Genomic DNA, 14,259 nt, shown 5'->3' with positions numbered 1-14,259 from the left:
ATCGGTGTTTTTTTATTTCCTTCACTTATCACAAGCCGATTCGTTGCATTTTTTACCAAAAAAAGCATGGATCGACTTTATAATGAACAAAAAAAGAATCGACAGGACAAAATAATTTGTCTGTCGATTCTTTCATAAAAGTGAGCAATAGATCATTCGATTCTATTTTCTTCTTATTTTTTAATTTTTTCGGTTGTCTTCAAGATGAACAATTGGAAGTTCATCTCTTTGTCGGCCTGTCCTGTTTTTACCTCATAATCGTTTTCAACCAATTCATCATACATTGAGACCAATAGATTCAACGGGAACTTAGCCACCTGCTGCATCGCTAATTTTACCCGATAAGGATGGACACCCAATGTTTCCGCAATATTGGCCTGCTGATAGCCATTTTTTTGCAGTAATTTCGTTTGCAGCAGCAAACGGATCTGTCCGATTAAGATGGCCGTCAATTTAATCGTCTCTTCGCCTTGTAAATGCAGCTCTTCATACGTTTGATAAGCCTTCTCTGTGTCGCCCTTCAAAATCTGCTCCGTCAACTCAAAAATATTATGCTCCAGCGTTTTAGGAACAAGATCTTGAACCAGTTGAAGCGTGATCGTTCCGCCTTCGCCAGCCAGCAGTAATAATTTTTCGATTTCATTCATCGCTTTTGAAAGATCGAAGTCTGTCAAACGCAGGAATAAATCAAAAGCTTCTTTTGAGATTTTCACATTCTCATTACTGATATAACGCTGTAAGAAATTGCGCAGGTCGCGTTCCTGCAGCGGGGCTGCTTCAATCACCGCCGTCTTTTTCAAAGCTTTGGTGATTTTTTTCCGAGCATCAAGTTTCGGATAATTTGCCCAGAAAACCAAAATTGAGGTATCTAACGGCTGCTTCAAATAGTCGACTAAACCATCAACATCTTGATCTGGGACATTGCTTTTTTTCTCACCGGTTAAAAAGTAAGGATTTTCGACAAAAATCAGTCGATAATCACCGAAAAACGGTAAAGTTTCTGCTTCATCGATCACGGCACCTAAGCCGTTTTCCTCCATATCGAAAGACATGAAATTTAATTCTTCTAAGTCATCCTTTTTCATTCGATCTAAAAAAGCCTGCCGAATTTCCTGAACTAAATAATCTTCTGTTCCGGTAACAAGATAGACAGACTTCAATGGCGCAGTTCTAATTTGCTGAAGGGCTTCTTGTGTATTCATGTCATTACTCCTACTTCACTATTAAAAAATATTTTTAGGTTCATCTGTTAGTGTTTCAGCGCCTTTGGAAAATAAGTTGCTCACGTAAGGAGCAATCGGCACCCTGACTATTCATGCTACCACGATTAATCGAGAAAATCTATTAAGAGTTTGATTTCTCCTCGATTCGTCAGGACAGACCATTGATAGTAGATCATTCCTTGCTGATCGGTCCGAAATACCTTGATTTGACGCTTCTTCAATTTGGCCAATGTCTCCTCTGTCGGATGACCATAACGATTGTTTTTTCCAGCTGAGATAATGGCATATTTAGGCTCTGTCTTTTTCAGCAGTTCTTCCCCAGTTGAGGTGTTGCTGCCGTGATGTCCGATTTTTAGAAAATCGGTTTTGAGCTGCGGATAATTTTCAATCAGTTTTTCTTCACCGGCAATTTCCAAATCTCCAGTTAATAAGAAACGTTGCTGATTCAGTGAAAAATAAGCAACTAGTGAATCGTTGTTTTCACCTTGACTTGCTTCTGGCGACAATACCCGCAGCCTTAAATGTTCGCCGATCGTATCTCCTGTCTTCACTAGATGAATCGTCGTTCCTCTTATTGGTTCTAGCAGGTTTCTTATTTCCATCTGCGAGCCCTTTGCTAAATAAAGATGCTTAACCTTGATCTCATCGAGCACATGGACCAGCTCGCCCATATGATCGGCGTCATTATGCGTGATCAGCAAATGATCAATGCGACTGCACCCGAGCGATTTCAAAAACGGCAGAAGATTATAATCAGAAGGCTGCTTTTGTTGACGCGCCTGCCATTTCTTCTGCTTGAACTTCAACCGGCCACCGGTATCGATTAGAAACGTTTCCTGCTTAAACGGTAATTTGATAAAAATACTATCCCCTTGGCCGACATCTACAAAGGCCACCATCCCATTAGCGGAAAAAGAAATGGAAACCAATAGTAAGATAGCTGCTGCCAGCTGCCAATAAAATTTTTGCCGATATTTCAGATGATCAATCATTGAAAAGACCAAAAACAACAAAGCCAGCATAATTAGAAATGTCGGTCGACCGATGATCAGATTAGGAAAAGCAGCAAAGGCTAGAAATCTTTCCAGCAGCTGAAATGAGGTATCTAATAGCAGACTGAAAAAAGACGGCATTGGTAAAAAGCAGCCTAGGAAGAGCAATAAACAGCCTGGCAGAATCACCCACTCGAAAATTGGAAACAGCAGCAAGGTAAATAACCCGCCAATAATCGTCCACTCGCTGAAGCTATAAATCAGCATTGGCAGTGAGAGAATCGAAAACAGGAGGATTTGCTGCCAAGTCTTGAGCCGTGCATCGCTGAGATACAGCAGCAGCAAAGAAAAATAAAGACTCAATTGAGCACCAATAGACCAAAATACCAACGGAAAACAAGAGACCAATAGAAACAACATGAGACTCCATTGGTCGAGTTTAGAAAGTGAAATGTCAAAAGTTAAACAGGCAAAAGCAATCAAGAAGCTCAAAACAGCTCTGATCGTACTGAAGCTGCCGCCAGTCAAAAAAATCAGACAAAGACCAACCGCACTCAAGATGGCTAAACGCGATTCTCGGATCAGCCTCCCTCTTTTCAGCAATAAATGCAAGCCGCCCAAATAAAACTGAATATGAAGTCCGGATAGAGTAAATAAATGAAGCAGTCCCGTTGTTTTAAACGGTGCAGTATATTCAGCGAACTGTGTATCCTTATATCCAATCACTAACGCTTTAATGTAACTGGCTAAACGTTGGGAATACTGCTGATCAATCCGCCAGATTAATTGTTGGCGCAAGCCGCTTAATGTCAGCTGCTTTTGTCTTGATGGTTTTAAAGACTCGACTTGGATGATCTGACTAATGCCGAGACTTTGATAATACTTCTTTTCATCAAAGCCGTTCAAATTTCTGGCACTGTCAAATGCTTCTGACTCGCCATCGATTAATAGTACATTCGGCAGTTCTCTGCAGGTCCATCGTTTTTTTTCCTCTGGTGATTTCAACGAATAGTACACTAAATATTTCTTGCCTTTAATTTTTCCAATCAGCTTTAAGAAATTCCCGTCAACTTTTACCGAGTCAGACTGAACCTTGACTAATTGATGGGTGAAAATTTTTGCGGTATTATCCAATTGGTTGACATAATAATACGTTCGTAAACCAATAAAAAGACTGCACAAAAAAACCAGCCCTAACAGCTTACGGTTTTTCATGCAGAGGATTCGAATCATTAAAATACTCAATAAAACAAGCAGCCATAGATTGAACTGATAAATCAGGCTCGCAAATAGAATCGCAGCCAAAATCGGTAAAACCAAATAATTCCGAACAGCCGCTATCCTTTTGGTGATGTGGCAGCATCTTCTCCTAATTGCAGTTTGCTGAAGTATTTACTCTCCAAGTGAACCTGATGAGCACTGGCGCCAACTTGGTTGATCAGCTCGATCGCGTAAGGATCATTGCGATAATCTTTCAAATAGTGAATCTTTTTGATCCCCGCCTGCAGCAAAGCTTTCGTACAGGCCAAACAAGGAAAATGAGTCACGTAAACTTCCGCTTGGTCAGTGGCGATGCCCAATTTAGCACATTGTAAAATGGCATTCATTTCCGCATGGATCGTCCGCAGACAGTGTCCATCGACAATGTAGCAGCCATCATCCATACAGTGTACATCCCCGCTGACGGAGCCGTTATAGCCGCCAGCGATAATCCGTTTATCTCGCACGATTGTCGCGCCTACTTCCAAGCGAGTACACGTGCTTCTTAATGATAGTAAAACGGCTTGCGCCATGAAATATTGATCCCAAGGTATTCTTTCAGTCGTCAAATTGTTCGTCCTCACTTTCGATCTTTCTTATATTGTAATCGAGTGCTTCAAATTTTCAAGCGTCTTTTTCGCTGATCGCTGATACTTTCATCAAATCCCTCAACGCGAAGAAAACTGCCATTTCTCTTCGCGGTAGTTGATGATATCTGCGGCTTTCTTTTTACCGATAGCTTGTGCATTCTATTCTGCTGTTTAAAATAAATTACGCAATTTAGAACGAGTGCTTTTTTCCAGTTAAAACCTTTGGTCAATCAAAGGGGCACAAAAAAGTGATGACTCATCCATAAGTCATCACTTTTTCCTACCTATTAAAGATTAATCGTTTTGTTTCCCCTTAGCCACTGCTGTTTTTTTGATCAAACTGAAAACTAGGAAAAAGACCGCTGCTCCAACCATGGCATAAACAGAAAAGAGCAGATAAGCCGTTTGGATAGTTACTAATCTTGTCAAAAGACCATAGATCAAACTAAAGAAAATCATTATTACATTTTGTCCCGCTCCATAAAAGGACATGACGGTTGCTCTTCCCTCGTCTTCGACAGCTTCCTGCAAAGACTTGATAAACAGCAATTCAGAAATCGACATCACCATCATCGCCAAGCCGAAAACAGCAATTGCATAAGGCCGCCAAAGAGCAGAAAACACTGCTAAGAAAATTCCTCCAAGACCATACAAAAGAAACACCAGCTTAAAGGATTGCCATTTTCTGTCTATTATTGGCGCCAATAAATCACCAATGAAAATAAAAATGAACCGCATGGTCAAAAATACACTGACCCAATACGTATCTACCTTAAAATCATTGACAACCAATGCATCGAACTCATCCAAATAGGTTACGAGGCTGGCGAATAAGATTAAAAAAGCAAGTATCAACAAAGAGCTTTGGTTCTCTCGGAACAGTTGTATCGCATCTTTAGCTGTTCGTTGAACGGCAATCGCTGTTTTATTCAACTGACTTGCATAATAATTTCTCTCTCTTAGCCTTGAAGCAAGCACGGCGTTGAACAAACAAATCCCCGCTGAAAGCAGCGAGATTTTTTCTATACTGATGAAGGTGACCAGCACACCGCTTGCGGCGATCCCGACTAAATTTCCAATATTTGCAAAAAAACGGCTCCAACCATAGACTGTGCTGAATTGGTCTTCACGGCCATCACTTTTTAAATTGTCATAAATCAAGCTTTCCTCGGTACCAGAAACAAATGCGTTGCCGATCGCCCAAAAGAAAAATCCGAGGGCAAACAAAGCAAATGAATCGGAAAAGGACCAGATAAAAAAGCAAGCTCCTTCTACAAGTGCCGCAACAACCAGCATATTTCTTCGATTCCACCGATCGGCCAAAACACCGGATGGAATTTCGAACAATATGCTGAACGCGCTCCACAGTGAAATGAGAACGGCAATTGCGGATAGATTCATATTCCTCTCGAGGAACAAGAGTGTATAAAAAGCATAAATTGGCAAGCAGTGGCTCATGAATTTGTAGCAATACAATATCTTTACATTAAATGTTTCCACTTTTAGAACCTCCCTTTTGTTCTTAAGCAAACAATATTTTTGGGAGATCCTCGAACCCTATTTCTAGTTTTGTTTTAACAAGGTAATCGAATCATTTTCATGTGTACTCAGCTCCTTATTGTTAAATATGCGTCGGTCTTTATTCACTAATGCTTCGAAAGTAAGCGTTTTATATTTATGCCGAGAAAAAAGGAATCACACGCAAACTACTCGAGTCAATTTAGTTCTTTCTTATATTGTAATCGACTCCTTCAGATTTTCAAGCGTCTTTTCACCAATGCCGGATACCTTCGTCAGATCCTCTACCGCGGTGAAGCTGCCATTTTCTTCACGATATTTGATAATGTCTGCGGCCTTCTTTTCCCCGATACCGGATAGCTCCTGCAGCTGATTGGCATCTGCCGTGTTGATATTGATTTTTTTGTCTGATCCTGAGGACGTCGTTCCCGCCGGCTGTTGTGCTGTTTCGTTGATCGCTGGGATTTCCTCACCAGCTTTTGGCACATAGATAATTTCCTGATCGGTCAGTAATTTAGAAAAATTGACTTGATTCTGATCCGCTTCCTCCGTAAAACCGCCAGCCAGATCAATCGCATCCATTAGGCGCATCCCCTGTGTAATACGATACATTCCTGTTTTTTTGACGGCTCCTTTGACATCAACATACCATTCTTGCTGACTGGATTCTTTGGTTACTTGAACGCTGCTTTGGGTAGAAAAAAGCATAGGATCTGCTGCTGGTTTCTCAGGTTCTCTGAGCAAAAAGAAGCAGGCAGCGGCTGCCAAAATCACTGGTATCGCAAGCAAATAGGGATATTTCTTTAAGTACTCTTTCATAACGGCCTCCTTTTGCTTAAAGTACGCAATCGAACTCGATTGGCCGCCTATTTTAACAAAAAACGAGTGCCAGACAATCTGTCCAACACTCGTTCAAAAGCCTATTTCATTTTTTCCAGATAATCCAATGCATCCTTGACTGTCTTAACTGGAACGATCTTCATATCGGTCTTCAGTTTTTTAGCCGCTGCTTTGGCTTCTTGGTAATTTGATTTAATACCTGGTTGGGCTTCCTTCATCTCTTTAGTGATCTTGTCGTCTGGAGCGAAGAAAACTTTGTTATTGTCTGCGGCTGCACTAGCCACCTTCTTATCGATACCGCCGATCCGTCCGACTTCGCCATCAGAATTGATCGTTCCGGTACCGGCGATTTTCTCGCCGTGACGCAAATCTTGATCAACTAATTGTTCGTAAATCTCTAACGTGAACATTAATCCGGCTGATGGGCCGCCGATATCTCCGGCATCAATTTTAACTTTTTCTTGAGAATCGATTTCTGTATGGTCAGTTAATGTAATCCCAATCCCCGGTTTTTTATCGGTAGGAAGCTTGATTAATTTTTCGGTGGCCTCCTTCGTTTTTCCATCGTGGATATAGGTGACCTTCATTTCTTGGCCGACTTTTTGTGATTTCACATACTTCATGAAATCTTCGCTGCTGGTAAATGTTTTTCCGTCAGCTTTGGTTACTGTATCGCCTACGCTAATTTTGCCTGCGAAGTTTGAATTCTTTTCAACGCCTAGAACATAGACACCCTTGTATTCCATTTTATAGGGTTTATTAGCTAATTTCAGCGCCTGCTCAATCGCGAAATTTTGAGAAGTCTCCATATTAAACTTCTGAATCTGCATGTATTCATCATCGCTGGCTCCGCCAGTCAAATCATTGACAGAAATAATTTCATGAAAGGGTTCTATTTTCGCTTTTAATGCGGTAAAAACCGTGGCCCGTCGGATTCCCACTGATGTCAGGCTGAATGACCCTTTATGTTCATCTTTTTTATCATTAACTGTGATCAATTCTTTCAAATTGATCGTCTCACCTGGTTCTTCCACATAATAAGGAATTGGCACAATCACACAGGCGACCAGCACTAAGGCTAAAAAAATAAGTAATAATCGTTTGACAAGTTTATTATTTTTCACTATTCTCACGCTTCTCTTCCAACGCCTGATAAACTGCAGCAGGCAAATATTCTTTGACATCACCGTTAAATGTCCAAACTTCCTTTAAGATCGATGAACTGATATGGCTGTACTTCGGCTCTGCCAGTAAAAAGACCGTCTCCAACTCATGATCCAAATGCCGGTTCATCAAGGAGATTTCTTTTTCATATTCATAATCTTTGATACTGCGGATTCCCCGCAATAAAAATTTTGCCCCCAGCTTCTCCGCTACGTTGACGGTTAGTTCATTTTCTTGACCGATCACTCGGACATTGGGAATGTGCTTGACTGATTCCTTCACGATCGCCAGCTTTTCCTCTGGAGTAAAGTAACTCTTCTTATTTGTATTGACAAAAACACCGATGATCAGCTCATCAAATAGTTTGGCGCCTCGTTCGATCGTATCTAAATGACCCATCGTCAACGGATCGAAGCTGCCGGGAAAAAGTGCGATTCGTTTCATCTTAATCCTCCCAATCGTAAATCGTTACGGCGGTGATACCATAATCGCTGCGTTTACGTTCTTTCAGCTGACCGATTGCTTCAGGCAGCTTAACCTCTTTGTCTGTCTCACAAACAACGATGGCCCTTTTAGTCAGTAAATCATTCTCTAACAATAGCTCGATTTGCTTCACGATTTCTTGTTTCGCATATGGCGGGTCAAGCAATACCAAGTCAAACCGCATCCCGCTTGTTACCAACTGCTGAATGGCTTGATTGGCGGGTATTTTCATTAACTGAAAGGCCGCCTCTTCTTTAGTCATAGCGACATTTTCACGAATGATCTCCATGGCTCGAAAGTTTTTCTCTACCAAAACTGCTTGATCCATTCCACGAGAAACAGCTTCGATTCCCAGTGAGCCGCTGCCAGAAAACAAATCTAGCGCCGCGCCTCCATCGAAATACGGACCGATCATATTAAAGATGGCCCCTTTCACCTTATCCGTTGTAGGTCGTGTGTTGTTTCCCGTTAAGGTCTTCAACTTGCGACCACCAAATTCACCTGCAACTACCCGCATGACTCTCATGCCCCTCTCGTTATTCGTGCTGAACAAACTCAATTTTCGGGGGAAAAATGAGCTAAACTTTCGCATCTCTTCTGCTTACTATTTTTGAATGATAGACAGCAGTAAAACTAATTTGTCTCTCTATTATCAAAGAAAAAGATGAAAAATGTTTGAACAAATCAGACATTTTTCACCTTAACTTAGACTGTTTCTGCTAATCGAATCTTTGTATTGGCTTCTACAACATCCAACTCATCATCGTCTTTTACTTGATAAGCAGCCTTCGTTCCGATCCGATCCGCAAAATTCATTTCAATATCTGGTCGATATGAACGTTCCACTTGACGGACGAAATGCAATGCTTGAAGTTTTTCTTCTGTTTCTTCGACAACTTCTTCGTTCACATACAGTACCACATATTTCATTTTTCTTGAGACAAAATGAACCAAGCCATATCGTTTCAAGGTTTTCAATTGTTTCAAGGAATATACCCAAACGATCATTCCTCGTCTTTTTTGCGTTACAAATTCAGTATTATCCATGACAATTCCCCTTACAACTATGATTCCCTGTTTCAAAAAAAGGATTTCCTGCATCCACTTTGATTTCTGAAGAAATAGTTTGCGCCAAACACTTGCCTACATCATCCAACAATCGTTGAAAATCAGATTCGGCTAAGCGAAAAGCTGCAACTTCCTCATTCAGATCTAGTGCTCGTTTACTCATGCGTACATTTCGCTGCTGTTGTCGAAAATCAGGTGCATATTCGCCGTAAGCCGCGATTCGTTCAAATTTATCTTTTTCCGTTTGAAAGTTTTTTTTCAACTTTGCCACTTCTGGACTATTATTCATCCGTCTTCTTGTTTTCAGATAGTTTTTATAGCTTTGGCTCGCTAAAATGGCCTGAATCAAGACTTGATTCTGATCCTCCAGCTGAAAGAAAGCATCATTAATGATCAACTTATTCACTATCCTTTGTTTTTTCTGGTTCCTGTAACAAGACTAGCATACTTTCTTGATCAATTGCAACGCCAAGCTCTGCCTCCGAGGTATCGAAGACCGCCTTCGAATGCGCATGACTGAGCCAATTAAATAAATTGAACAGGGGATCGACCACAGGCGAATAAAAAAGCCCATCCTCATAATCAATCCGATCATTTTTGGCTAAATCCTTAAACTCTGTTGCGGATAATTCAAAGGATAAATTGCTTAAATGAGCGCCTTGATCCGTTTGCCATTCCTCTAATCGCTCTTTCGACAACACTTTTTTCGGTGCTGTTAAAAAACTTTTTAGCAGTTTCCTGCTGTCGCCCATCGACCTATCAGCTGTGGCTAAACTTGGTAGTTTATGCAAACTGCGATAGTAATTAATCGCCTCAACCATTCGCGTCTGCTTTTGCTGATTCAAGACATTCCAGTCAAGGTTGCTCTCTTGCACCCGATTGGCCAGTGGATTTCCGCTATTAATTTGATAGGGCATCAACCGCAATAGATTTTCTATATCTAAATATACGGCACCAATCATTTTTTCGTTCTCACTATTGAAAAAGAGCATCGCAAACGTCCCATTGTCAAAAGCGACTAACGGCCGATAACGCATATCGTTCTCGCTTAGTTCAATCGCCACAGGTTCTTCATCATAAGCTAAAGCGAAATCTGCGGATAAATTGATTTTATCCGACAGCTGACTGCTGGTCATGCCAAACTTAAAAGGATGAATCTCGGTCTTTTTAGCCATCACTTTAATCGCGCTGACTTTGCCCGCTTCTACATTGACCTCAAGTATTCCTTGCTCCAACGCATAATCACGCGTTTGAAAAAAGAAGCCGCTGTCTTCCACCTTGGTCGGATGACCAAAGCTCTGCTCAAAATTTTCGATTGGCTGCGAAATATAATTCGCATAACCTTCAGCCTTGATCGTCTGGTGCTTCAAAGCCTTGTGACGAACGACCTGATTAGCAGGCTCTACAGAAACTTTTTTTTGCGCGGGTGGAAAGAAAACTGGCTGTAAATAGTAGCCGATTAAAACCAAAAACAGAATACTAAGAAAACCAATTACTCTTTTCACACAACAACGCTCCTAATTCGTACTAATGAATACATTTTTCAAATGAAAAATGACTCTTATTCCCATGCCGTATATCATTCCTCTAAACAGTTCTCACCACATTTGGTCAACAACCAGACTTATAGATGCTATTTGATTAAAACTATCAAAGAGGAACTGACATCCTAATTCGTACTAATACAAAATAACTCTATTTTTCCTTAACTTCAATCAACAGATCGCCGGAAGAAATGCTTTCGCCTTCTTCAACATATAAATGAGAAACTTCTCCAGCAAATCGTGCATCGATCGAGGTCTCCATCTTCATCGCTTCAGTTATCAGCAATGGCTGACCTTTTTCAACATGATCGCCTTTTTTAACCAAGACTTTCAAGACAGAACCAGTCATAGTCGCGCCGATCTGTTCACGATTGGTTGGTTCTACTTTACGTTTGGTTTGGACCGCACTCTTGATTGATGCATCCTTAACTAAGATTTCACGACGTTGACCGTTTAAGTTGAAGAACAATGTCCGGTTTCCTTCAACATCGGCTTCACCGATTTCATCCAGACGAATAATCAATGTTTTGCCTTTTTCAATTTGAACCGTGATCGTTTCACCTAGACGCATACCAGCAAAGAATGTCGGTGTATCTAGTAATGTAACATCTGCAAACAGTCCATATGATTTTTGATAATCCAAGAATACTTGCGGATACATCAAATAGCTCAATACATCCGTTTTGCTTGGCTCAAAGCCGATCATTTCTTGCAGCTCTTGTTTTACTTTATCGAAATTGACTGGTTCAGCAAACTTGCCTGGACGCTCTTGCATCGCTGGACGACCTTGCAGAATAATCTGCTGCAGTTTTTCAGGGAACCCGCCAACAGGCTGACCTAGTTCTCCTTGGAAGAAGCTGACCACTGAATCAGGATAGCTCAGCTCGTCTCCACGGTCGTAAATATCTTGTTCAGTCAGATCATTTTGCACCATGAACAGCGCCATGTCTCCAACCACTTTAGAGGACGGTGTCACTTTTACGATATCGCCAAACATTAGATTAACTGTTTGGTACATTTCTTTGATTTCATCCCATTTTTCGCCTAAGCCAACTGCTTTGGCCTGTTGTTGCAGATTTGAATATTGCCCACCAGGCATTTCGTGGTTATAGACTTCGGTTTGAGCCGCCATAATGCCATTTTCAAAACTTGCATAGTATGGACGAACATCTTCCCAATAATGGTTCAACTTGCGCACATTTTTCAAGTTCAATTCTGGCGTGCGTTCGCCGTATTGAAGAGCATAATACAGACTGCTCATACTTGGCTGGCTAGTTGCTCCACTCATTGCGCTGGTCGCGACATCGACAACATCGACACCCGCTTTAACCGCAGCCGAGAGTGTGATGATGCCATTTCCGGCTGTATCATGTGTATGCAGATGAATCGGCAGATCAGTCGTTTCTTTCAACTCACTGATCAAACGGAAAGCTGCTTGCGGCTTCAATAATCCCGCCATATCTTTAATAGCGATCATGTGAGCGCCGATTGCTTCCAGTTCTTTTGCCATGTCTTTATAATATTGAACATTGTATTTCGTGCGATCTGGATCTAAAATATCGCCGGTATAACAAATCGTACCTTCAGCAATTTTCCCAGCATCACGAACATACTGAATGCTCTTTTCCATTTGTGGAATCCAGTTTAGACTATCGAAGATTCGGAAAACATCGATGCCATTATGTGAGGCTTCCTTAATGAATTCTTCCAGCACATTGTCTGGATAGTTTGAGTAGCCAACCGCGTTTGACCCGCGGAAAAGCATTTGCAATAACGTATTGGGCATTGCTTTGCGCAATAATTTTAGTCGTTTCCAAGGATCTTCTGTTAGGAAACGATAGGCCACATCAAATGTCGCGCCGCCCCACATTTCGCTTGAGAACAATTCAGGGATTCCTTCACCTGTTGCTTGAGCCACATTTACAAGATCGTGAGTCCGTACTCGTGTAGCTAATAAACTTTGGTGGGCATCACGGAAAGTCGTGTCTGTCAATAGAACAGAATCTTGTTCTTTGACCCATTTAGTGACTGCTTCAGGACCTTCTTGATCTAAAATATTTTTCGCTGTAAGGAGCTCTCTTTTTTCGACTTTCGGTGTACGTGGTGTTTCGAAGTAGCGTTTCTCCTGTTTTTCGATCCCAGGGAATCCGTTGACCGTGATTTCTGAAATATAGCGCATTGTTTTGTTGCCGCGGTCACGAACGCGCGGAAATTCAAATAATTCAGGTGTATTATCGATAAAGGTTGTTTTCGCATCGCCGCTTTGGAAAACAGGATGGCTGATTACATTATGCATAAATGGAATGTTGGTCTTCACACCGCGAATCCGGAATTCGATCAGACAACGTTGCATCTTTTCAATCGCTTGATCAAAGTTCATCGCATGCGTACAAACTTTTACTAGTAATGAGTCAAAGTAAGGTGTAACAGTTGCGCCAGCATAGGCGTTACCAACATCTAAACGTACGCCGAAACCACCTGGCGAACGATACGTATCGATTTTACCTGTGTCAGGCATGAACCCATTCAACGGGTCCTCAGTCGTTACACGACATTGGATAGCCGCACCAGAAATTTGAACATCCTCTTGCTTAGGCAAACCGATCTCTTTATGCAGATCTTTGCCTTGGGCGATCATCAATTGAGAAGTCACGATATCTACACCAGTAATCAACTCAGTGATCGTGTGTTCTACTTGGACACGCGGGTTCACTTCAATGAAGTAAAAGTTATCGCCTTCAACTAAAAATTCAACAGTTCCGGCATTTACATAGCCGACATGCTTCATTAATTGAACAGCTGCTTGACAGATTTTTTCACGTTGTTCCGTATTTAAAGAAATACAAGGTGCCACTTCAACTACTTTTTGATGACGACGTTGAACAGAACAGTCCCGCTCAAATAAATGAAGGACATTTCCATGTGTATCTCCTAAAATCTGTACTTCGATATGCTTAGGATTGGCAACATATTTTTCGACGTAGATTTCATCATTCCCAAAAGCCGCTTTCGCTTCGCTTTTCGCACGATCATACCCTTCGCGAGCTTCTTTTTCATCATGAGCCACACGCATACCGCGACCGCCGCCGCCTAATGCCGCTTTGATCATAACCGGATATCCATGAGATTCAGCAAATTCCAGCACGCCCTCAATCGTATCTACCGGGCCATCTGAACCAGGGATTGACGGAATCCCAGCTTCTAAAGCCGCTGTTTTAGCCTTAATTTTATCGCCGAAAATATCTAAGTGATGCAACTCAGGTCCAACAAAAATAAGACCCTCTTCACGACAACGTTTTGCGAATTCTAAGTTTTCTGAAAGGAAGCCGTAGCCTGGATGAATCGCATCCACCTTTGCTTCTTTCGCCACTCGGATAATATCTTCAATATCTAAATACGCATCAATCGGTTTTTTCCCCTTGCCGACTAAATACGCCTCGTCTGATTTGAAGCGGTGAACCGAATACTGATCTTCCTCTGCGAAGATCGCCACCGTTTTAATGTTTAATTCGCTACACGCGCGAAAGACCCGCGTTGCAATTTCTCCTCTATTTGCTACCAATACCTTTTTCATGCA

12 protein-coding genes are annotated in these 14,259 nt (G+C 41.6%); all 12 read right to left on the bottom strand.

Annotated features, from left to right (window positions below; translation table 11 throughout):
• Positions 1-173: 173 nt before the first annotated feature.
• On the bottom strand, positions 174-1,202 hold the full coding sequence (gene holA / locus I585_RS00720; protein WP_010739110.1) for a DNA polymerase III subunit delta: 1,029 nt from the start codon (positions 1,200-1,202) through the stop codon (positions 174-176).
• A gap of 125 nt (positions 1,203-1,327) precedes the next feature.
• Complete coding sequence (locus I585_RS00715) at positions 1,328-3,535, bottom strand: DNA internalization-related competence protein ComEC/Rec2 (RefSeq protein WP_010739109.1); 2,208 nt, start codon at positions 3,533-3,535, stop codon at positions 1,328-1,330.
• A gap of 17 nt (positions 3,536-3,552) precedes the next feature.
• Positions 3,553-4,044, bottom strand: a complete 492-nt coding sequence (locus tag I585_RS00710) for a ComE operon protein 2 (protein ID WP_010739108.1) — start codon at positions 4,042-4,044, stop codon at positions 3,553-3,555.
• A gap of 315 nt (positions 4,045-4,359) precedes the next feature.
• Entirely contained in the window at positions 4,360-5,565 is a 1,206-nt protein-coding gene (locus I585_RS00705) for an MFS transporter (protein ID WP_010739107.1), read from the bottom strand.
• A 231-nt stretch (positions 5,566-5,796) separates the two neighbouring features.
• Entirely contained in the window at positions 5,797-6,402 is a 606-nt protein-coding gene (locus I585_RS00700) for a helix-hairpin-helix domain-containing protein (RefSeq protein WP_010739106.1), read from the bottom strand.
• Between the two features lie 101 nt (positions 6,403-6,503).
• Positions 6,504-7,547: a SepM family pheromone-processing serine protease gene (locus I585_RS00695; RefSeq protein ID WP_034708243.1), complete on the bottom strand. Its 1,044-nt coding sequence runs from the start codon at positions 7,545-7,547 to the stop codon at positions 6,504-6,506.
• The gene (coaD, locus tag I585_RS00690) at positions 7,537-8,031 is read right to left on the bottom strand and encodes a pantetheine-phosphate adenylyltransferase (RefSeq protein ID WP_010739104.1); all 495 of its coding nucleotides are present in this window, start codon (positions 8,029-8,031) and stop codon (positions 7,537-7,539) included. The genes I585_RS00695 and coaD overlap by 11 nt, the downstream gene beginning before the upstream one ends.
• 1 nt (position 8,032) lies before the next feature.
• The gene (rsmD, locus tag I585_RS00685; protein WP_071879485.1) at positions 8,033-8,596 is read right to left on the bottom strand and encodes a 16S rRNA (guanine(966)-N(2))-methyltransferase RsmD; all 564 of its coding nucleotides are present in this window, start codon (positions 8,594-8,596) and stop codon (positions 8,033-8,035) included.
• Positions 8,597-8,775: 179 nt separating this feature from the next.
• Entirely contained in the window at positions 8,776-9,123 is a 348-nt protein-coding gene (locus tag I585_RS00680; RefSeq protein ID WP_172463183.1) for a YlbG family protein, read from the bottom strand.
• The gene (locus I585_RS00675) at positions 9,110-9,535 is read right to left on the bottom strand and encodes a YlbF/YmcA family competence regulator (protein ID WP_010739101.1); all 426 of its coding nucleotides are present in this window, start codon (positions 9,533-9,535) and stop codon (positions 9,110-9,112) included. Before I585_RS00675 ends, I585_RS00680 begins: the two co-directional genes overlap by 14 nt.
• 1 nt (position 9,536) lies before the next feature.
• Positions 9,537-10,643, bottom strand: coding sequence for a CAP-associated domain-containing protein (locus I585_RS00670; protein ID WP_010739100.1), 1,107 nt, complete (start codon positions 10,641-10,643; stop codon positions 9,537-9,539).
• A 190-nt stretch (positions 10,644-10,833) separates the two neighbouring features.
• Positions 10,834-14,256, bottom strand: coding sequence for a pyruvate carboxylase (locus I585_RS00665; RefSeq protein WP_010739099.1), 3,423 nt, complete (start codon positions 14,254-14,256; stop codon positions 10,834-10,836).
• Between the last annotated feature and the right edge of the window lie 3 nt (positions 14,257-14,259).

Origin of the sequence: Enterococcus malodoratus ATCC 43197 (assembly GCF_000407185.1) — a bacterium.
GTDB lineage: Bacteria > Bacillota > Bacilli > Lactobacillales > Enterococcaceae > Enterococcus_A > Enterococcus_A malodoratus.
Note: the sequence above shows the minus strand (reverse complement) of the source record. Positions and strands in the feature narration are given on the sequence as shown.